Below are 20,232 nucleotides of genomic sequence, written 5' to 3' on the forward strand. Positions count from 1 at the left end.
CGCGCCCCGTGCTTTTGGACTGTCATGGCAAAGCGCAAACCGGCGGCGAAAAAGAAGAAGAAGCCAATCCGGCCGGGCCGTTGGGTTCTGCGCCGGGCCGTCGTCATACTCGGGGGCATCGTCATGCTGCTGGTCGTGGTCATCGCGCTGTATGCCTTCGTCAATCCGCCGACGACGCCCTACATCGTCGGCGAGGGCCGCCGCCTTGGCGGGGTCGAGCGTGAATGGGTCGACATGGACCAGATCGCGCCAGCGATGGCCCGGTCGGTGGTGGCGGCGGAAGACGCCAACTATTGCCTGCACTGGGGCTTCGACATGAACGCGATCCGCGCCGCCATCGAGGAAGGCAGCAATCGCGGGGCGTCGACGATCAGCCAGCAGGTCGTGAAGAACGTGTTCCTATGGCACGGGCGGTCGTGGCTGCGAAAGGCGCTGGAGGCAGGCATCACCCCGGCGGTCGAGGCCATCTGGTCCAAGCGCCGCCTGCTGGAGATCTACCTGAATGTCGTCGAGTTCGATGCCGGGGTGTTCGGGGTCGAGGCCGCCGCGCGTCACTATTTCGGTGTTTCGGCACTGAATCTGTCCGACCAGCAAGCCGCGCTGCTGGCCGCGATCCTGCCCAATCCGAAGGAAAGATCCGCCTCTAACCCCTCGGCTTTCGTCCAGCGCAGGGCCTCTGCGATCCGCTCTGGGGCCGCGACCATCCGCGCAGATGGGCGGGACGATTGTTTCGAGAGTTGAATTCACGCCGTTAACGCGGCATTCATGCCGGTGCCTTGACCCGGACCGATACTCCAATGAACCGCCTGTTTCACGTGCCCCTGTCGCCGTTCTGCCGCAAGGTGCGGCTGTCGCTCGCCGAGAAGAAGATCGAGGTCGAGCTGGTCGAAGAGCGATACTGGGAACAGGAAGCGGACTTTTTGCGCCGCAACCCCGCCGGCAAGGTGCCGGTGCTGAAAATGGGCAGCCTGACGCTCGCCGAAAGCGGGCCGATCTGCGAGTACATCGAGGAAACCAACCCGGAACCCCCGCTGATGCCGCGTGACCCGCGTCAGCGCCACGAAGTGCGGCGGCTGGTGATGTGGTTCGACGACAAGTTCCACAACGAGGTCACCTCGAAGCTGCTGTACGAGCGGGTGAACAAGAAGCTGATGGGGCTGGGCTATCCGGAATCGAAGAACGTCAAGATGGGCGCCCAGAAGATCAAGTATCACCTCGACTACATGGGGTGGCTGCTGGATCAGCGGCGCTGGCTGGCGGGCGACTCGATGACGCTGGCCGATTTCGCCGCCGCCGCGCACCTGTCGTCGCTGGACTACATCAGCGATGTCGACTGGAATCGGAACGCAAGCGTCAAGGACTGGTACGCGAAGATCAAGTCGCGCCCCGCCTTCCGTTCGATCCTTGCCGACCAGGTGCCGGGCTTCCCGCCGCCGCAGCATTACGCCGACCTGGATTTCTGATAGGGTCGGCGGAAGGGGGCTCTGCCCCCGTCGCCCCCTGGGCGACTCCCCCGAGGTATTTGGAAAGAGAAGAAGCGCAGGCGTGTCCCCCGATCTGAAAGCGCGGCTGTTGGTGCAGGCGCGGTCCGAGGGCTTCGCGAAGTGCCGGATCACGACGCCGGACGCGGTGCCCGGGATTGCGGCGCGACTGGCGGATTTCGTCGATGCCGGGTACCACGGGCAGATGGCGTGGATGGCCGAGCGCATGAACTGGCGTGGCGATCCGGCGGCGCTTTGGCCCAAGGCGCGGTCCATCGTGATGCTGGCAGAGCCCTACACCCCCGAGACCGATCCGCTTGACGTGTTGCAGCACCCGGACCGGGGCGCGGTGTCGGTCTATGCGCAGGGGCGCGACTATCATGACGTGGTCAAGAAGCGGCTGAAACGGCTGGGGCGCTGGCTGATCGAGGCCGGCGGCGGTGCGCCCGAGATCAAGGTCTTCGTCGACACCGCGCCGGTCATGGAAAAGCCGCTGGGGCAGGCGGCCGGGCTGGGCTGGCAGGGCAAGCACACCAACCTGCTGGCGCGCGATCTTGGCAACTGGTTCTTCCTTGGCGCGATCTTCACAACCGCCGAGTTACCCCCCGACGCGCCCGAGGAAGAGAAGTGCGGCAGCTGTACCGCCTGTCTCGACATCTGTCCGACCGACGCCTTTCCGGCGCCGTTCCGGCTGGATGCGCGGCGCTGCATTTCCTACCTGACGATCGAGTACAAGGGCCCGGTGCCCGAGGATCTGCGCGAACGGATGGGTAACCGGATTTATGGCTGCGACGACTGCCTTGCGGTCTGTCCGTGGAACAAGTTCGCGCGGACAGGGCGGGACGCGAAGCTGGCGGCGCGGGACGATCTTGTCGCGCCCGACCTTGCCGAACTGGCCAAACTGGATGACGCGGGCTTTCGCAAGCGGTTTTCCGGTTCGCCGATCAAGCGGATCGGGCGCGACCGTTTCATCCGCAACGTGCTGTATGCGATCGGGAATTCCGGCCTTACCCGGCTAATCCCGTCGGCGCGGGCACTGGTTGAAGACCCGGACGAGACTGTCCGCGATGCCGCCCGCTGGGCGATTGGGCGTTTGCACAAAGTTTGAGTTTGCGCCGCGGGGGGTGGTTTTCCTAAGGTCATGAGACCTTACATCATGGGCAAGGCGAAAAGGAGGAGACTCGCATGTCCAGGAAACAACTTGACCACGAACGGGTTCAGACACCCGGCCGGATGAAGGCATTCACCAGGCTGGACCGCATCCGCGCCGGCGAGGCGTCGCATCCGAACATCCGGCTGCTGACGCGCCGGGGTCGCAAGGGACGCACCGACGCGTCGATCGTGAAGCAGTTCCTGCGGATCGACCGCGGCTACCTCGCCTGACGCCCTGCTGCCGACCGCCCGGAGCGCGACCGGGCGGGACGCTATGGGCATTCCGGAGGGCGTCTGCTAGCTAGACCGGGACTTGGCATTTTTCGGTCCCTATGCACCCTCTGCGCGGCATCCTACTGATGGTCTCGGCAATCTCGTGTTTTGCCGTGATGGCCGCGTTCGTGAAGGCGGCCGACCGCATCCCGACGGGTGAGACCGTCTTTTTCCGCGCCTTTTGCGCGCTTCCCGTCATTGCACTGTGGCTGTTTCTGAAGGGCGAATTGCCTTCGGGGCTGCGGGTCAACTCGATCACCGGGCACCTTGTGCGGGGCATCGCGGGGTCGATGGCGATGGGCCTTGGCTTTCTGGGGCTCAAGTACATCCCGCTGCCCGAAGCCACCGCGATCCGCTTCGTCACGCCGATCCTGATCGTCATTTTCGCCGCGATCTTCCTTGGCGAACGTGTGCGCCTGTTCCGTATCACCGCAGTCGCGGTCGGTCTGGTGGGCGTCAGCATCATCATGTGGCCGCAGCTGACCTTCGAGAGCGACAGCGCGGTGCGTCTGGGCGCGCTGGTCACGCTGGCCTCGGCGACGCTGGCCGCCTTCGCGCAGATCTTCATCAAGGCGATGGCGGGCACCGAGCGGACGGAAGCCATCGTGTTCTGGTTCTCGGGCACGGCCAGCCTGTTCGCGCTGACCACGATCCCCTTCGGCTGGATAATGCCCGTGGGCATGGAATGGGTCTGGCTGATCGGCGCCGGGCTGGTGGGCGGGGCCGGACAGATCCTGCTGACGTCCAGCTATCGCTTTGCCGACGCGGGGACGCTGGCGCCGTTTACCTATCTTTCGATGATCTGGGCGCTGATCATCGGTTATTTCATTTTCGACGAACTGCCGACGCTTGGGATGCTGGGCGGGGCCGTGCTGGTCATCGCGGCGGGTGTCGCCATCGTGTTCCGCGAACGGCAACTTGGACGCGGAAGCGCATCCGAGGGCAAACTGCGCAGCATGATGAAGGACCGCTGAGACTCGGTCCTACTCTCCGACCTTCTGGAACCTGTTGTTGCCACTGGCGTCCTTGAAGGCGCCGCCGCCATTGCGGATCACCGGGGCGTCGGGCTTGGGATCTTCCGCCGCCGCCGCGGCGCCGTTGCCCGAGAAATTCGACGCCATCGACTTGAAGAACCCGGTCACACCGTTGGCGGCGGACTCGGTCTCTAGCGAGGCGGTCATGCCAGACGACAGCGTCGGATCCTTCTTCAGCCATGCGAAGCTTGCACGCAGGTCGACCCTGTAGGTGAAGGCAGCGTTGGTGTTCCGGCGTTCGGTGATCGACAGGCTGGTGATGACGCAGGTTCCGGTGCGGTCGCGCAGCTCGTTGCAGTACTCGCGCGCCAGTCGGCGCAGTTTCCGGCGAACGTCGGCACGACTGGTTTCGGCGACGCTGGTGAGGTCAAGCGAGGCCACGCCGGACGACGTGGCATATTCGCGTTCCAGCGTCGCGCCCTCGGCGTTGGTCAGGTCGCCCACCGGGTCGGACGGCAGGAAACCGATCTTCATATCAAGCCGGTAGATCCCGTCGTCCTTCGGGTCGATCTCTGCCCCGGCGAAGCCACAGCCCTTGGCCATATCCTCGAGCATTTCGGCGCAGGCCCGCATGGCAAGCCGCGGCGCGCGGGCGAGGATGTAAAGCGGCTCGAGTTCCGGCTCGGGGCGCGGTTCGAAATCGACCAGCACATCGTCGATGGTGACATAGAGGGACCAGGTCACGCGGCGGTGCTTCGTCGGCGTGTCGGCGTCGAAGATCATGTCGATCTCGCGCGCTTCCTTGTGGCCTTCCACCATGTCGTAGAAAGACAGCCCGACGTCCCCCAGCGGGCCCGGCGGTCCGGCGGCGGCCGGGTTTCCGTCCGAGAAGGGTTCCATGATGCGCGAGAACTTCTCCCACGAACCAAGGGCATAGAGGTTGATCAGCAGCATCGGGATGCCGACGATCACCGACACCACAAGCGAAACGATCAGGCGGTTCTTCATTGCACAGCCTCCTCGGTCTCGCGCAGCATCGGTTCCGGCGTCAGCAGGCCAAGATCGCCACCGGCGGCCACGGTCAGCATGTCCAGTTGCGCCTGCATCAGGAACGGGTCCCGGACGTCTGGCGGGGCCACGAAAATATAGTCGAACTCGGTCACCAGCACGTCGGCGCCGGTCAGGGGGCGATAGGGGATCGGTGTTTCGGGCACGGGGCCGACCAGCGCGTGCTGGGTCGTGTCGAAGCCTACGACGTCGAACTCGGCGCTGCGCTTGAAGTACTGGCGGAACCAGAAGTCATAGGTCGTGAACGCGGTGCGGGCCTTCTGCTCGTACTCGGATTTGTCGACGCCATCCATGCGCAGGAACATGTCCCACGTCTGGCGCGGATTGCGCGCGACGACCGGTACGCAATCGCTGCCGCGGGTCGACAGGAACTGGACGTCATAGTCGCCCGGCGGCGGGCTGAGTGCGGCGCCGGGTCCGATGACGGCGATATGCGCGATCTCGACACCGGGGGCCGGCACGACGTTCCACAAGACCTTGCCCAGCCAGTGCTGCAGAACAAGGTATTGCGGCGCGCTGGTGTCCGTCACGATCACGTTGACGATGGGCAGGCCCTTGTGGTCGCCGATGATATCCTCGTCGTCGATGTAGGCGGATTTCTTGTAGTTCTGTTCCAGCCAGTAGAGGTTCGCCTTCACCAGAGTGGCGGTGCTGAAGGCGAGCATGCCGGATTCCAGATCGGCGCGCCCGACGCTGACATTCGCAAGCGCCTCGCCGTCGCCCAGCGGGCGCGGCGTGCAGGTGGGATCGAAGCTGGCGACGCGGTAGCTGGCCGGGTACTGCACCTCGCGCGGATAGCCGGTGACGATGTTCCGCAGCAGAAGGATCCGGTCGCCATAGGCGGCGACGCCGGGGTGCTTGGCCTTCCAGCCGTAGAATTCGGGGCGGCGCAGTTTCTCGGGGTCGCTGACCTTGTCAGGCGCTTCGCCCATCAGGTCGACCGGCCCGCCGAAAATCTGGCTCAAAGAAAACCCGCTGCTGTTCTCGACGCCGCTGTCGTCGGCGGCGGACAGACCGGTTTCGCCGGTGAAGGAAAGAAAAACGACCGCACCCAGCATGGCGGCAAATGCCAGAAACAATTGTGTCGGCGACATTGCGTCGAACCCCTGAAAATCACCCTTTGCCGAACAGCGCTAAGTTCTCAATCGGGCGACAATCTGGCGGGGTCGGCGTGTTTTCTTGACACGCGGCAAGAGTTTTACGGATGTCCTGAAAATGACAAGGCCCCGGCGGCGTCACGCGCAGCCGGGGCCCTGTTTTCGGAGAAACTTCAATGTTTTAGGCGCGGACCAGCTTTTCGTAATCCGTCGCGATCGACTTGGTCAGTTCGCCGACTTCAAAGTTGTAGTCGCCGATCTGGCCGACCGGGGTGACCTCGGCGGCGGTGCCGGTCAGCCAGCACTGCTGGAAGCTTTCCATCTCACCAGGCTCGATATGCCGTTCGTGAACCTTGACCTGACGATCCTTCAGCATGCCGATGACCGTCTGGCGGGTCAGGCCGTTCAGGAAGCAATCGGCCAGCGGCGTGTGGACCTCGCCGTCCTTCACGAAGAAGATGTTGGCGCCGGTCGCCTCGGCCACGTAGTTGCGGTAGTCCATGAACAGCGCGTCCGAGCAGCCCTTGGCTTCGGCCGCGTGCTTGGACGCGGTGCAGATCATGTACAGACCCGCCGCTTTCGCATGCACCGGGATCGTCTCGGCCGAGGGACGCTTCCACTTCGAAATGTCCAGCTTCGCGCCCTTGAACTTGGAGTCGCCATAGTAGGCGCCCCATTCCCACGCGGCCACCGCCATGCGGACCGGGTTCTTCGCCGAGCTCACGCCCATGTCCTCGCCCGCGCCACGCCATGCGACGGCGCGCACGTAGGCGTCGGTCAGGCCATTGGCCTTCAGCACCGCGTACTTGGCTTCCTCGATCTGGTCGACCGTGTAGGGGATCTGCATGTCCAGCTCGCTGCCGGAGAAGATCAGGCGCTCGGAGTGCTTGCGGCCAAGGAAGATCTTGCCGTTATAGCAGCGCTCGCCCTCGAACACGGAAGAGGCGTAGTGCAGCGCGTGGGTCAGAATGTGTACGTTCGCGTCGCGCCACGGCACAAGCTTGCCGTCCATCCAGATGAAGCCATCGCGGTCGTCGTAAGCGCCAGCCATTGTTCTATCCTTCCATTGCGCTGTCGGTTCGGAAATTGCGCTGGATACGTCCGCATCGGACATAAAGTTGCGCAAAATCTGCGATTCGGTACCAGTCGGCTCTTGGAATGTCAACAAGGCTGACATAAAATGCTCAGTCACAGAGCAGATTGTGAACGACGGACGGGACCTATGGCAGAAGGCGGTGGCGCGGCGGCGCCCGGGGGCGAAAGCCTCCTTTTCCTGACGGACGAACAGCTTCGCAAAGGGATCGAGGCGATGTATTTCGCCTATCGCGGCTTTACCGCCGACCCGGACCGCATCCTGGACGATCTGGAATACGGGCGCGCGCACCATCGCGCGATCCACTTCATCAACCGCGCGCCGGGAACCACGGTGAACAACCTGCTGCATATTTTGGGGGTCACGAAACAGTCTCTGAACCGGGTGCTTCGGACGCTGATCGAGGACGGGCTTGTCGAAAGCAGGATCGGCGCACGTGACAAGCGCGAGCGGCACCTGTACCTCACCGAGAAGGGCGAGGCGCTGGAGGCGGAACTGTCGACGGCGCAGAGGGCGCGGATGCGCGACGCTTTCCGGCACGCGGGGCCGGAAGCGGTCGCAGGTTTCCGCACGGTGCTGGAGGCGATGATGGATCCCGATATGCGGCGACACTTCAACCGGCTGAAGGATTCTGGCGCATGACGGCGCCCGACGCGCACCTGCTGATCGTCGATGACGACGAGCGGATACGGAACCTGTTGCAAAAGTTCCTGATCCGGCACGGCTTCCTTGTGTCTGCCGCTCGCGACGCCGCGCAGGCGCGGCGGCTGCTGGCCGGACTGGAATTCGACATGCTGGTGCTGGACGTGATGATGCCCGGAGAGGACGGCGTGTCCCTGACCCGGGCGTTGCGAGAGACCCTCACCACTCCGATCCTGCTGCTGACGGCCAAGGGCGAGACCGAAGACCGGATCGCGGGGCTGGAAGCGGGGGCGGATGACTATCTCGCCAAGCCATTCGAGCCCAAGGAACTGCTGTTGCGGATCAACGCGATCCTGCGCCGTGTTCCGGCGGCGCCGACCGAGAACGGCGACGGGCCGAAGTTCCTGAAGCTGGGCGACATCCGCTATGACGTGGACCGGGGCGAGATGTGGCGCGGCGAAGAGGCGATCCGCCTGACCGCGACCGAGGCGCAGTTGATGAAGATCTTCTCGACCCAGCCGGGCGAACCCGTCAGCCGCGCCAAGCTGGTCGAAGACCTTGGCCGCGACCGAGGTCAGGCGCAGGAACGTGCTGTGGACGTGCAGATCACCCGTCTGCGCCGCAAGCTGGAGGCAGACCCGAAACAGCCGCGATACCTTCAGACGGTGCGCGGCGCGGGCTACATGCTGGCGCCGGACTGACGCGCCGATCACGTTTTGCGGCATTCCGTTTGCAATGGATCAAACCACGCTAGGTCGCGCCTTGCATGGCGGGGAGCACTGAAATAGTTCGCTCCCTGCACGACAAGGAGCAGAAGAAATGTCGCAACTTTTCCCGGGTTACTATACCGGTACCTTTGACGGTACGTCATACACCCTATCCGGTACTTTCAATACCCAGAACCATAACTTCGGCGATACCCAAGACGGTGCCGGAGATTTTTCTACCGATGTGGGTGACCCGCTTGAAGACTACCTGTCCGGTATCGACACTTGGATTGTTGTCGGCACTATTCCGAATGTAGGCGTCGTTCTGCAACTTTCCGGCACTGACTATCTTTTCTCGGCAAATGACAGCCTGACCGACGGGCAGTCTTTCACCGTCGATACTGTTACACCCTACACCTACGACGTGACCTGCTTTGGTGCCGGCACAATGATCGCGACGCCCGAAGGCGAGCGCGCCGTCGAAGACCTGAAGACCGGCGACATGGTGCGCACGGCGGACGGCCGCGACGTTGCGGTGAAATGGGTTGGCCACACGACCATTCACAAGACCTTCGCCCCCGCCGAACGCCTGACCCCGGTGCGGTTCCGTGCCGGTTCGCTGGGTGACAACGTCCCCGCGCGCGACCTGACCGTGACCGCCGATCACGCGATGCTGCTGGACGGCGCGCTGTGCAACGCTTCGACGCTGGTGAACGGGGCCGACATCGACTTCGTCCCCGTCGCCGAGATGGAAGAGCGTACCACGTTCTACCACGTCGAGCTTGAGCGTCAGGAAATCCTGCTGGCCGATGGCGCCGAGGCTGAAAGCTACGTCGACCACGTCGCCCGCCGGTCGTTCGACAACTACGGCGAGTACCTTGCGCTGTACGGCGACGAGCCGGCGATCGCCGAACTCGACCTGCCGCGCATCTCTTCCGCGCGCCTGCTGCCGACCTCGGTGCGTTCGCGCATCGGTCTGGACGACGCGCAGGTCGCGTTCGCCTGAGATGCTCAGACCGGGTGCCTTGAATGGCGCCCGGTCATTTCATCATTTGGAGTGTGGAAGGCGTCGTGCGCGTCCGGATCGATTTCGTCGCGCAGTTTCGGTCCAGCTTTGCCAGATTTTTCCTCGGCAAAAGCGTGTTGGAAGCAATCTGGGCGATGACCTCAGGGAAGTTCATTGAATTTATCTTGTTAAAGTGTTTGCCGTGTTTAGCAAGAATCTTGCGAGCATAACACGGAGCAGAGATAATGCCTCAGACTTTAGCCTACTACGTTACTGGATCCCTGAGCGGCGGAACCTTCACGGTTAGCAGTTCCTCGGCCTCAATAAATATGACGTTTGCCGATACGCAAGACGGCACCAATGATGACGTCACTGCCGTTGGCGACAACATGGAAGACGCGGGTGTGGGCGTCTCTGGCTGGACGGTGATGGGCACGATCCCGAATTACGGCGTTGTTGCCCAGTACAGCGGCAACAACTATCTGTTCACAGACAGAGATGACCTGACGCCCGGCCAAGAGTTGACCGTCGACACCACGTCCCCCTACACCTACGACGTTACATGCTTTGGTGCCGGCACAATGATCGCGACGCCCGACGGCGAGCGCGCCGTCGAAGACCTGAAGACCGGCGACATGGTGCGCACGGCGGACGGTCGCGACGTTGCGGTGAAATGGGTCGGCCACACGACCATTCACAAGACCTTCGCTCCCGCCGAACGCCTGACCCCGGTGCGGTTCCGTGCCGGTTCGCTGGGTGAGAACGTTCCCGCGCGCGACCTGACCGTCACCGCCGATCACGCGATGCTGCTGGACGGCGCGCTGTGCAACGCTTCGACGCTGGTGAACGGGGCCGACATCGACTTCGTCCCCGTCGCCGAGATGGAAGAGCGTACCACGTTCTACCACGTCGAGCTTGAGCGTCAGGAGATCCTGCTGGCCGAGGGTGCCGAGGCTGAAAGCTACGTCGACCACGTCGCCCGCCGGTCGTTCGACAACTACGGCGAATACCTTGCGCTGTACGGCGACGAATCGGCGATCGCCGAACTCGACCTGCCGCGCATCTCTTCCGCGCGCCTGCTGCCGGCCTCGGTGCGGGCCCGCCTTGGCCTCGACGCCGCCGACGTGGCGTTCGCCTGAGGTGCTCAGACCGGGTGCCTTGAATGGCGCCCGGCCCCTTGGCCGGTTACTGTCCCGGTTCGGGCTGTCCCATGCGGTTCCACGCATCCAGCCCCGCGACCTTGTAGGCCTCTGCGAGGGTCGGATAGTTGAACGTGTTCTCGACGAAGAAATCGACGCCGCCGCCAAGGTTGATGACCGCCTGACCGATATGGATCAGCTCGGTCGCGCCCTCACCCACGATATGCGCACCCAGCAGGCGGCGGGTGTCGAGCGCGAAGATCAGTTTCAGAAACCCGGTATCGACCCCCATGATGTGCCCGCGGGACGTTTCGCGGAAGCGGGCGATGCCGCATTCGTAGGGCACGCCGGACGCGCGCACCTCGTCCTCGGACTGGCCGACGGTGGAAATCTCGGGGACGGCGTAGATGCCATAGGGAAAGGTCGCGGGCGCCGGAGGCGGTGCGACGTCGAAGGCGTGGCACGCGGCGACGCGGCCCTGTTCCATCGAGGTCGAGGCGAGCGACGGGAAGCCGATGATGTCGCCCGCGGCATAGATGTTCGGGGCCGAGGTCTGGAACGTCTTCGGGTCCACCTTGATCCGCCCGCGCTTGTCCGGTTCGACCCCGATGGCGGGCAGGTTCAGCGCCTCGACACTCCCCGACCGGCCGGCGGCGAACAGCAACACCTCTGACCGGACCTTGCGGCCATCGGTCAGCGCGACGGTGATCCCGGTGTCGGATTTTTCGATGTGATCCACGGTCGCGCCCAGCCGGATCACGATGCCCCGGTCCCGCATCTGGTGAATGAAATCGTCGACGATCTCTGTGTCGACGAAGTTCAGGATCGACTCCCGCGACTCGATCAGCGTGACCGGCACGTCGAGCGCCGAGAAGATGGTTGCGTATTCCACCCCGATCACGCCGCCGCCGATCACGGTCATGCTGCGCGGCAGATGCGGAATCTCGAGGATCGAGTCGCTGTCGAACACGCGGGTTTCATCGAACGGGACGTGATCGGGCCGGAAGGGATGCGTGCCGGTGGCGATCAGCGCCTTGTCGAACGAGACGTGAGAGATGTCGCCGTCGTCATCCGTCAGTTCGACGCGGTTGCGGTCGATGAACTTCGCCTCGCCACTGGCGGACTGCACCATGTTGCGCATGAACTGGTGCTGAAGCACTTCGACTTCGTGATCCAGCGTCTTGTGGAGCCGCTGCATCAGGTCGCCCGCGGTAATGTCCTGCTTGACCCGGTACCCGCGCCCGTAGAAGCCGCGTTCACGCCAGCCGGACAGGTTCAGCACCGTTTCGCGAAGAGTCTTCGACGGGATCGTACCGGTATGGACCGACACGCCGCCCAGCCGCCGACCCTTGTCCACCACAAGCACGGATTTCCCCAGCTTGGCGGATTGCACGGCGGCGCGGCGCCCGGCCGGTCCCGAGCCGATCACCAGCATGTCGACGTGCGCCATCACTTGTCCCCCGCGTTTTCGGTCACGTTGCGGTCTGAGCCTGCGTTTTACAACGCGGGGATTATCAAGGCGTTGTCACGGGGTTGCGACGAACAGGCGAAGGGGCGCGCCTGCACAGAATTTGTGCGGCACGCCCGTCAGGGCGCGAAGCAGACCTTCGGAAGCTCGGTGCTGTCGGTCCAGTCCACCATGCGCACCGCCTGCTGGTCATGGGTGATCGCGGTCTTTTTCCGGCTCCCGTGCCACGCGAACCCCTTGCTGTTCAGAAAGTTCAGATCGCAACCGCCGAACGCATCCATGTCCAGCGTGTCGTAATACTCGAACGTCAGCCCCGCGATCCGGTAGTCGCCATTGCGATACGCGATGGTCAGCGTCTGGTGCCAGCGGTTGCGCCCGATGCTCTCGTTCATCGACAGCACCCGGATCGACCCGTTCGGCGCGACGTCGACAGACGCGATGCGGCCCGGAACATCCGGCGAGTGAACAAGGTCATGCGCGGTGATGCGGCCGGTGCCGGTATCCTCGATGATCAGGTCGGCGGTATCCGCGCCGGGGTAATGCAGCAGCGTGAACCGCTCGCGCAGCCCGTCGCCGTTCAGATCGGACAGCGCGCTGTCGACCACGTCCTGCGCCACGGCCGGGCCGGCACAGGCAAGGGCTAGAAGGACGGCGGCAATTCTGGTTTTCATCGGGGAACACTCTCTTTGGGGGCACAGCATGGTTACCGCGCTTTTCACTCACGCGTCATCCCTCGATCACGAAACGCCGCCGGGCCACCCCGAGCGGGTGGCGCGGTATGAGGCGGTGATGCAGGCGCTGGACGCCGACCGCTTCGACGCGCTCGACCGGCGCGAGGCGGCGGTGGGTGACAGGGCCGAGATCCTTCGCTGCCATCCCGAAGATTACATCGCCGGTATCGAGGCGGCGATCCCGGCCAAGGGGCTGCGGTCGCTGGACCCGGATACGCATGTCTCTGCGGGCTCTCTAGAGCCTGCCTTGCGCGGTGTCGGTGGCATCTGCGCCGCGGTCGACGCGGTGCTGGCGGGCGAGGTTGGCAACGCCTTCGTCGCCATGCGCCCGCCCGGCCACCACGCCGAGACCGCACGCTCGATGGGCTTCTGCCTGTTCGGCAACGCCGCCATCGCGGCCAAGCGGGCGCTGGATCATCACGGGCTGGCCCGCGTTGCGGTGCTGGATTTCGATGTACACCACGGCAACGGCACGCAGGATCTTCTGTGGGATGAACCACGTGCCTTCTTCGCGTCCAGCCACCAGATGCCGCTGTATCCCGGCACCGGGGATGCGTCCGAAACCGGGGCGTCCGGCAACGTGATGAACGTGCCGCTGGCGCCCGGAAGCGGCGGGGCCGAGATGCGCCGCGCCTGGGGGGACGTGATCCTGCCCGCCGTCCGCAGTTTCGCGCCCGAGCTGATCATAATCTCGGCCGGTTTCGACGCCGATGCCGCCGATCCGCTGGCGCAGCTTGAATGGACGACCGAGGATTTCGCGTGGGTCACGCGGGCAATCTGCGAGACGGCGGCACAGGTCGCCGGGGGGCGCGTGGTCTCGACTCTCGAAGGGGGATATGATCTTCAGGCGCTGGCCGCCGGGGTGGCGGCGCATGTGGATGGCCTGATGGAGTTTTCGCAGTGACCGACAAGCCCGTTTCCGAGATGAGTTTCGAAGAAGCCATGCGCGAACTCGAAGGCGTGGTCGGGCAGTTGGAATCCGGCGACGTCGAGCTTGAGAAATCCATCGCTTTGTACGAACGCGGCGCGGCGCTGAAGAAGCGGTGCGAGGAAAAGCTCAAGGAAGCCGAGGAAAAGGTCGCGGCCATCACGTTGGATGAGACCGGCGCGCCGAAGGGGACGGCTCCGTTCGACCCGCAATGAGTTTCGACGACAGGCTGAAGGAATGCGCCCGGCAGGTGAACGCCTGCCTCGGCGCGGCCATGGACGGCTGGGCGGATATGCCCGTCGTCAACGGCATGCGGTACACCATTGGTGGCGGAAAGGGCCTGCGCGGCTTCCTCGTGATGGAGACCGCGTCGCTGTTCGGCATCCCCGATGCGCAGTCTGTCCACGCCGCCGCCGCGATCGAGGCGCTGCACGCTTACAGCCTTGTCCACGACGACCTGCCCTGCATGGATGACGACGACCTGCGGCGCGGTCAGCCGACCGTCCACGTGAAGTGGGACGAGGCGACCGCCGTGCTGGTCGGTGATGCGTTGCAGTCGCTGGCGTTCGAACTGCTGGCGCGTGACGCGCTGGGCGGGCCCGAGGTGCGCATCGCGCTGACCGGCACGCTGGCACGTGCCGCCGGGGCGCGCGGCATGGTGCTGGGGCAGGCGCAGGACATTGCCGCCGAGACCGCCGCGGCTCCGCTGACGCTGGACCAGATCATCGAGCTTCAGGGCAACAAGACCGGCGCGCTGATCGAATGGTCCTGCGAGGCGGGCGCGATTCTTGGTCAGTCCGATCCCGAACCCCTGCGACGCTATGCGCGCGCCATCGGCCTTGCCTTCCAGATCGCCGACGACATCTTGGATGTCGAGGGCGATGCCGCCGCCACCGGCAAGCGCGTCGGCAAGGACGCGGATGCCGGCAAGGCCACGTTCGTCTCGCTTCTTGGGCTCGACGGGGCCAAGGCCCGTGCGAAAGCGCTGGTCGAGGACGGCGAGGCGGCGCTGGAACCTTACGGTGCGGCGGCAGAGAACTTGCGGCAGGCGGCCCGTTTCGTTATCGCCCGCCAGAGCTAGGCGAACGGCCCCGGAGGGCCAGTGAACTGATGTCGAACCGACCCGAGACCCCGACGCTGGACCGCGTGCACCTGCCTTCGGACCTGAAGGCGCTGAGCGATGCCGAACTGCATCGCGTCGCCGACGAACTGCGGCAAGAGACGATCTCTGCCGTGTCCGAAACCGGCGGGCACCTTGGCGCGGGTCTGGGCGTGGTCGAACTGACGGTCGCGATACACTCGGTCTTCGACACCCCGCGCGACCGGCTGATCTGGGACGTCTCGCACCAGTGCTATCCGCACAAGATCCTCACCGGCCGTCGCGACCGCATCCGGACGTTACGCCAGAAGGACGGGCTTTCGGGCTTCACCAAACGGTCCGAGTCGCCCTACGACCCGTTCGGCGCGGCGCATTCGTCCACCTCGATTTCCGCCGCGCTGGGCTTTGCCGTCGCGCGCGATCTTGGCGGTGCGCCCGAGCCCGGGCTGGGCGACGCCATCGCGGTGATCGGTGACGGCGCGATGAGCGCCGGCATGGCCTACGAGGCGATGAACAACGCGGGCCACCTTGGCAAGCGGCTGTTCGTGATCCTGAACGACAACGAGATGAGCATCGCGCCGCCCGTGGGCGCCATGTCGTCCTACCTGACGCGCCTTTATACGGAAGGCCCGTTTCAGGAACTGAAGGCTGTCGCGAAAGGCGCGGTCGGCTTCCTGCCCGAACCGTTCCAGGAAGGCGCGCGTCGGGCGAAGGAGATGCTGAAGGGCATGGCCGTCGGCGGCACCCTGTTCGAGGAACTGGGCTTCAGCTACATTGGGCCGATCGACGGCCACGACCTTGACCAGCTTCTGCCGGTGCTGCGCACGGTCAAGGCGCGGTCCACCGGGCCGGTCCTGATCCACGTGATCACCAAGAAGGGCAAGGGCTATGCGCCCGCCGAACACGCCGCCGACAAGGGCCACGGCGTGTCGACCTTCGACATGGTGACCGGCAAGCAGAAGAAAGCCGCGTCGAACGCGCCGTCCTACACCAAGGTCTTCGCACAAGCTCTGATGGACGAAGCCGAGCGCGACTCCAAGGTCTGCGCCGTGACCGCCGCAATGCCGGACGGCACCGGTCTGAACCTGTTCGCCGAACGTTTCCCGCGCCGGTGTTTCGACGTGGGCATCGCGGAACAGCATGGCGTGACCTTCTCTGCCGCCTTGGCCGCGGGCGGGATGAAGCCGTTCTGCGCGATGTACTCGACATTCCTGCAACGCGGCTACGATCAGGTGGTGCACGACGTCGCGATCCAGCGTCTGCCGGTGCGCTTTGCCATCGACCGCGCCGGTCTTGTCGGCGCCGACGGCGCGACCCATGCCGGATCGTTCGATATCGCGTTCCTTGCGAACCTGCCGGGGTTCGCGGTGATGGCCGCCGCCGACGAGGCGGAACTGAAGCACATGGTCGCCACCTCGGTCGCGCATGACGAAGGGCCCATCGCCTTCCGCTTCCCGCGTGGCGAGGGTGTCGGCGTCGAGATGCCGGAGCGCGGCGAGGTGCTGGAGATCGGCAAGGGCCGCATGATCCGCGAAGGCAAGGGCGTCGCGATCCTGTCCTTCGGCGCCCGCCTGAAAGAGGTGCTGGAGGCCGCCGATGCGCTGGCCGCCAAGGGCATAACCCCCACCGTGGCGGACGCCCGTTTCGCAAAGCCGCTGGACCGCGACCTGATCCTGAAGCTGGCCGAGGATCACTCGGCGCTGATCACCATCGAAGAGGGCGCGGTCGGCGGGTTCGGCAGCCACGTCGCTCAGCTTCTGGCCGAGGAAGGCGTGTTCGACCGGGGGCTGGCCTATCGGTCGATGGTGCTGCCCGACACGTTCATCGATCAGGCGAGCCCCAAGGCGATGTACGCCGAGGCGAAGATGAACGCCGAGGACATCGAGGCGAAGGTGCTCGAGGTGATGGGCGTGGCGCAGCTGGCCTCGAAACGGGCGTGATCGGCGCGTTACCTACTCACTTACCAATTCGCGTCCCTATTCGGCCTCTTCGAGACGCAAGAGGTCTGCCAGACCGGCCCGGTAATCCGGATACTTCAGCACCACGCCAAGCTCGTCCTTGATCCGATCGTTCCTGACCCGCTTCGATTCCGCGTAAAAGCTGCGCGCCATCGGCGTCATCTCTGCCGTATCGAAATCCTCGGCGGGCGGCAGCGGCAGGCCCAGCAACTCGGCAGCGTGGCCGATCACGTCCTCGGGCGGTGCCGGGTCGTCGTCACACAGGTTGTACGCTGCGCCGGGATTGGGGCGCGCGATGGAGGCGGCCAGCACCTGCGCGATGTCGTCGACATGGATGCGGCTGAATACCTGACCCTTCTTGATGATCCGCCGCGCCGTTTCTGTCCGCACCTTGGCGAACGGCCCGCGCCCCGGCCCGTAGATCCCGGCAAGCCGGAAGATGTGCAGCGGCAGCCCGGTGTCGGCGGCCAGCGCGCGCCACGCCGTTTCCGCCTCGACCCGCATCCGCCCGCGCCGTGTCGAGGGGGTCAGCGGCGTGTCCTCGTCCACCCAGCCGCCGTCGTGATCACCGTAGACGCCGGTGGTCGACAGGTAGCCCGCCCAAGCAAGATGCGGTGCGGCGTCCGCCACCAGATCGCGATGCGCCGCCAGCAGCGGGTCGCCGTCCTCTCCCGGTGCGGCAGAGATCAGCAGGTGCGTGGCGCGCGCGAAGGCGGGGACAAGATCATCCCCCGGCCACACCAAAGCCTCTGTCACCTCGTCCGGCCCGCCGGCCTTCTCGGCCGAGCGGGTGGTCCCCAGGACGGTCCAGCCCTGCGGGATCAGAAGGCGGGCGAGCGCGCGGGCGGAATAGCCGTGGCCGATGGAAAGGAGCGTTCCGGTCATGTGGCGTAGTTAGAGCCTTCTTCGTCGAGGATCGCCCGAAGCTCCGACAGGTGCCGGTCGTTCTGCTCGGGGTACTCTTCGATTTCGTCGGCGGTCTTGGCTGCGATCTCGTCGGACAGCACGCGCAGTTCCTTGCCGGTCTGCAACGCCCGGACATAGGTCTCGGCGGCGCGCTCGAAATAGTAGAGGCGGGTGAAGGTCTCGGCGACGGTCTGGCCGATCACCATGACGCCATGGTTGCCCATGATCATCACCGATTTCTTCGGGTCCGCGAACAGCTGCGCGCAGCGCTCGCCTTCTTCCTCGAAGGCCAGCCCGCCGTAGTCCTCGTCGACCACCTGACGGCCAAAGAACATCGCCGCGTTCTGGTCTACCGGCGGCAGGATCGAATCTTTCAGGATTGCCAGAACGGTCGCGTGGATCGAATGCACGTGCATCGCGCAGCGTGCATGCGGACAGTGGCGGTGGATTGCGCCGTGCAGGCCCCACGCGGTGGGGTCGGGCGCGTCAGGGCCTTTCAGCGTCTCGGGGTCGTTCGCGTCGATCATCAGCAAGTCCGACGCGCGAACCCGGCTGAAATGCTTCTGGTTCGGGTTCATCAGGAACTTGGTGCCATCATCGTTCACAGCAAGCGAGAAGTGGTTCGCCACGCCCTCGTGCATGTTCAGACGCGCGGTCCAGCGGAAGGCGGCGGCGAGGTCGCAGCGCTCGGTCCAGTTGTCGATGTTCGGGATGCGGGCGGTGTCCATCGGAAGTCCTTTCGTGTTCGCGGCGAACCTATCGGGTCGAACCCCGGTGAGAAAGGGGGGCGGCGGGATCGGGCGCGCAAGACTTGCAATGCGGCGGACGGACCTTTAGGTCAGGCGCGTGCCGCAACGGCACCTGATGGAGTACTGAAGACATGGACATGAACCGCACCGCCGTCGCCCTGCCGAACTGCATTGCGGAGAAACTCCATGCCGACCTCCATAACCCTGTCCGATATCTCGTGGTCCGCGCCTGACGGACATTCCCTTTTCAACGGCCTGTCGCTGACGCTTGGCCCGGAACGCACCGGGCTGGTCGGACGCAACGGTGTCGGCAAAAGCACCCTGCTGCGGTTGATCTCTGGCAAGGCGTCGCCCGCTTCCGGTTCGGTGTCCGTCTCCGGACGCATCGGCATGTTGCGGCAGGAGGTGCAGGTCGCGCCCGAGGACACCGTGGCGGATCTGTTCGGCGTGACCGGTGCCTTGGCCGTACTGTCCCGCGCCGAGACCGGCGACGCGACGGTGGATGAACTCGCCAGTGCCGACTGGACACTGGAAGACCGCCTCGCCGCCGCGCTGGTCCGGGTCGGACTGGACGCATCGGCCGTCACCCGGCTGGCCGCCCTGTCCGGCGGTCAGCGGACGCGGGCCGGACTGGCGGCGCTGGTGTTCGATGCGCCGGACATCCTGCTGCTGGACGAGCCCACCAACAACCTCGACCGCGACGGGCGCGCCGCCGTGCTGGACCTCCTTGCCGGTTGGCGCGGGGGAGCGGTGGTGGTGAGCCACGACCGTGAATTGCTCGAGACGATGAATGCCATCGTCGAACTGACCTCGCTGGGCGCCACGCGTTATGGTGGCGGCTGGAGCCTGTACCGGGCGCAGAAGGCCCGCGAACTGGCGGCGGCGGCGCATGACCTCGACACCGCGGAACGGCAACGGGACGAGGTGCGCCGCGCGGCACAGGCGCGGGCAGAGCGGAAGGCGCGGACAGACAGCGCCGGGCGTCGGCTGAGGGCCAGTGGCAGTCAAAGCAAGATGCTGATGGACAAGGCGAAGGAGCGCAGCGAGGCCACTGGCGGCGCCAGCGCGCGGCTGGCCGAGGCGCGGATGGCCGACGCGGAAAGCGCCGTCGACACCGCGCGGGAGCGGATCGAGGTTCTGGAGACGGTGAAAATGGACCTGCCGCCAAGCGGGCTGCCTGCGGGGCGCGAGGTGCTGACAGTCGAGGGGCTGAGCGCGGGGTACGGCGCGCCGGTGCTGCGTGATCTGTCATTCTCGGTCGTCGGGCCGGACCGCGTGGCTGTCACCGGTCCGAACGGCGCGGGCAAAAGCACGCTGCTGAAGGTCCTGACCGGGGCGCTGCCGCCGCTGGCCGGCACGGCGCGAGTTCACGTGCCTTTCGCGATGCTCGACCAGTCGCTTGGCGCACTGGATCCGAAGCGGTCGGTGCTGGACAACTACCGCACCCGCAATCCGGGCTGCGACGTGAATGCGGCGCGGGCGGTGCTGGCGCGGTTCCTGTTCCGGGGTGATGCCGCGCTGGTGAATGCGGGGCGGCTGAGCGGCGGCCAGATGCTGCGCGCCGGACTGGCCTGCGCGTTGGGGGGCGAGCCGCCAGAGTTGCTGATCCTGGACGAGCCGACCAACCATCTGGATATCGAGGCGGTGGAGGCGTTGGAAGCCTGCCTGCGCGGCTATGACGGCGCGCTTCTGGTGGTCAGCCACGACCGCGCGTTTCTGGATGCGGTGGGGATCGGGCGGGAGGTGGCGTTGGGGTAGCGA

The 20,232-nt window shown here is 65.3% G+C and carries 21 protein-coding genes; 14 read left to right on the plus strand and 7 right to left on the minus strand.

Annotation, left to right across the window (positions count from 1 at the left end; genetic code table 11):
* Positions 1 to 24: 24 nt before the first annotated feature.
* From mtgA to ACP156_RS10015, 5 genes are all read left to right on the plus strand, one after another.
* Positions 25 to 741 (plus strand): monofunctional biosynthetic peptidoglycan transglycosylase, encoded by a 717-nt coding sequence (gene mtgA / locus ACP156_RS09995; RefSeq protein WP_425051172.1) that lies wholly within the window; start codon positions 25 to 27, stop codon positions 739 to 741.
* Between the two features lie 56 nt (positions 742 to 797).
* Positions 798 to 1,463 carry a glutathione S-transferase family protein gene (locus ACP156_RS10000; RefSeq protein WP_425051173.1) on the plus strand — a complete coding sequence of 222 codons (666 nt, stop codon included), beginning with the start codon at positions 798 to 800 and terminating at the stop codon, positions 1,461 to 1,463.
* A gap of 82 nt (positions 1,464 to 1,545) precedes the next feature.
* Positions 1,546 to 2,589 carry a tRNA epoxyqueuosine(34) reductase QueG gene (gene queG / locus ACP156_RS10005; protein ID WP_425051174.1) on the plus strand — a complete coding sequence of 348 codons (1,044 nt, stop codon included), beginning with the start codon at positions 1,546 to 1,548 and terminating at the stop codon, positions 2,587 to 2,589.
* Between the two features lie 77 nt (positions 2,590 to 2,666).
* Complete coding sequence (locus ACP156_RS10010) at positions 2,667 to 2,864, plus strand: hypothetical protein (protein ID WP_425051175.1); 198 nt, start codon at positions 2,667 to 2,669, stop codon at positions 2,862 to 2,864.
* 101 nt (positions 2,865 to 2,965) lie between these two features.
* Positions 2,966 to 3,880, plus strand: a complete 915-nt coding sequence (locus ACP156_RS10015; RefSeq protein WP_425051176.1) for a DMT family transporter — start codon at positions 2,966 to 2,968, stop codon at positions 3,878 to 3,880.
* Positions 3,881 to 3,889: 9 nt separating this feature from the next.
* Here the strand turns inward: ACP156_RS10015 and ACP156_RS10020 are convergent, their stop codons facing one another.
* The 3 genes from ACP156_RS10020 to ACP156_RS10030 all read right to left on the minus strand — a co-directional run bounded on the left by ACP156_RS10020 (position 3,890) and on the right by ACP156_RS10030 (position 7,096).
* On the minus strand, positions 3,890 to 4,888 hold the full coding sequence (locus ACP156_RS10020) for a hypothetical protein (protein WP_425051177.1): 999 nt from the start codon (positions 4,886 to 4,888) through the stop codon (positions 3,890 to 3,892).
* On the minus strand, positions 4,885 to 6,042 hold the full coding sequence (locus tag ACP156_RS10025; protein WP_425051179.1) for a hypothetical protein: 1,158 nt from the start codon (positions 6,040 to 6,042) through the stop codon (positions 4,885 to 4,887). Before ACP156_RS10025 ends, ACP156_RS10020 begins: the two co-directional genes overlap by 4 nt.
* A 184-nt stretch (positions 6,043 to 6,226) precedes the next feature.
* Positions 6,227 to 7,096: a branched-chain amino acid aminotransferase gene (locus ACP156_RS10030; protein WP_425051180.1), complete on the minus strand. Its 870-nt coding sequence runs from the start codon at positions 7,094 to 7,096 to the stop codon at positions 6,227 to 6,229.
* A gap of 171 nt (positions 7,097 to 7,267) precedes the next feature.
* Between ACP156_RS10030 and ACP156_RS10035 the strand changes: the two genes are divergently transcribed.
* The 4 genes from ACP156_RS10035 to ACP156_RS10050 all read left to right on the plus strand — a co-directional run bounded on the left by ACP156_RS10035 (position 7,268) and on the right by ACP156_RS10050 (position 10,632).
* Positions 7,268 to 7,780: a MarR family winged helix-turn-helix transcriptional regulator gene (locus ACP156_RS10035; RefSeq protein ID WP_425051181.1), complete on the plus strand. Its 513-nt coding sequence runs from the start codon at positions 7,268 to 7,270 to the stop codon at positions 7,778 to 7,780.
* A complete protein-coding gene (locus ACP156_RS10040) occupies positions 7,777 to 8,481 on the plus strand; it encodes a response regulator (RefSeq protein ID WP_425051182.1) in 705 nt (234 codons plus the stop codon). The genes ACP156_RS10035 and ACP156_RS10040 overlap by 4 nt, the downstream gene beginning before the upstream one ends.
* A gap of 250 nt (positions 8,482 to 8,731) precedes the next feature.
* A complete protein-coding gene (locus ACP156_RS10045; RefSeq protein ID WP_425051183.1) occupies positions 8,732 to 9,493 on the plus strand; it encodes a Hint domain-containing protein in 762 nt (253 codons plus the stop codon).
* 329 nt (positions 9,494 to 9,822) lie between these two features.
* On the plus strand, positions 9,823 to 10,632 hold the full coding sequence (locus ACP156_RS10050) for a Hint domain-containing protein (RefSeq protein WP_425051184.1): 810 nt from the start codon (positions 9,823 to 9,825) through the stop codon (positions 10,630 to 10,632).
* A gap of 46 nt (positions 10,633 to 10,678) precedes the next feature.
* On the opposite strand, the gene sthA is transcribed toward ACP156_RS10050, so the two are convergent.
* The gene (gene sthA / locus ACP156_RS10055; RefSeq protein ID WP_425051185.1) at positions 10,679 to 12,082 is read right to left on the minus strand and encodes a Si-specific NAD(P)(+) transhydrogenase; all 1,404 of its coding nucleotides are present in this window, start codon (positions 12,080 to 12,082) and stop codon (positions 10,679 to 10,681) included.
* 137 nt (positions 12,083 to 12,219) lie between these two features.
* On the minus strand, positions 12,220 to 12,771 hold the full coding sequence (locus ACP156_RS10060; RefSeq protein WP_425051186.1) for a hypothetical protein: 552 nt from the start codon (positions 12,769 to 12,771) through the stop codon (positions 12,220 to 12,222).
* 28 nt (positions 12,772 to 12,799) lie between these two features.
* Here ACP156_RS10060 and ACP156_RS10065 point away from each other — a divergent pair, with 28 nt between their 5' ends.
* The 4 genes from ACP156_RS10065 to dxs are packed head-to-tail and all read left to right on the plus strand — an operon-like array spanning position 12,800 to position 16,798.
* Positions 12,800 to 13,735, plus strand: a complete 936-nt coding sequence (locus tag ACP156_RS10065) for a histone deacetylase family protein (RefSeq protein WP_425051187.1) — start codon at positions 12,800 to 12,802, stop codon at positions 13,733 to 13,735.
* The gene (locus tag ACP156_RS10070) at positions 13,732 to 13,974 is read left to right on the plus strand and encodes an exodeoxyribonuclease VII small subunit (RefSeq protein ID WP_425051188.1); all 243 of its coding nucleotides are present in this window, start codon (positions 13,732 to 13,734) and stop codon (positions 13,972 to 13,974) included. The genes ACP156_RS10065 and ACP156_RS10070 overlap by 4 nt, the downstream gene beginning before the upstream one ends.
* Entirely contained in the window at positions 13,971 to 14,840 is an 870-nt protein-coding gene (locus ACP156_RS10075; protein ID WP_425051190.1) for a polyprenyl synthetase family protein, read from the plus strand. The genes ACP156_RS10070 and ACP156_RS10075 overlap by 4 nt, the downstream gene beginning before the upstream one ends.
* A 29-nt stretch (positions 14,841 to 14,869) precedes the next feature.
* Positions 14,870 to 16,798 carry a 1-deoxy-D-xylulose-5-phosphate synthase gene (gene dxs, locus ACP156_RS10080; RefSeq protein WP_425051191.1) on the plus strand — a complete coding sequence of 643 codons (1,929 nt, stop codon included), beginning with the start codon at positions 14,870 to 14,872 and terminating at the stop codon, positions 16,796 to 16,798.
* Between the two features lie 36 nt (positions 16,799 to 16,834).
* Here the strand turns inward: dxs and ACP156_RS10085 are convergent, their stop codons facing one another.
* Positions 16,835 to 17,701: an SDR family oxidoreductase gene (locus ACP156_RS10085; RefSeq protein ID WP_425051192.1), complete on the minus strand. Its 867-nt coding sequence runs from the start codon at positions 17,699 to 17,701 to the stop codon at positions 16,835 to 16,837.
* Entirely contained in the window at positions 17,698 to 18,450 is a 753-nt protein-coding gene (locus tag ACP156_RS10090) for a class II aldolase and adducin N-terminal domain-containing protein (protein ID WP_425051193.1), read from the minus strand. The genes ACP156_RS10085 and ACP156_RS10090 overlap by 4 nt, the downstream gene beginning before the upstream one ends.
* 207 nt (positions 18,451 to 18,657) lie before the next feature.
* Here ACP156_RS10090 and ACP156_RS10095 point away from each other — a divergent pair, with 207 nt between their 5' ends.
* Complete coding sequence (locus tag ACP156_RS10095) at positions 18,658 to 20,229, plus strand: ABC-F family ATP-binding cassette domain-containing protein (protein ID WP_425051194.1); 1,572 nt, start codon at positions 18,658 to 18,660, stop codon at positions 20,227 to 20,229.
* Positions 20,230 to 20,232: the final 3 nt, after the last annotated feature.

The organism is Psychromarinibacter sp. S121 (assembly GCF_049801035.1).
In the GTDB taxonomy this organism is placed as follows: Bacteria; Pseudomonadota; Alphaproteobacteria; order Rhodobacterales; family Rhodobacteraceae; genus Psychromarinibacter.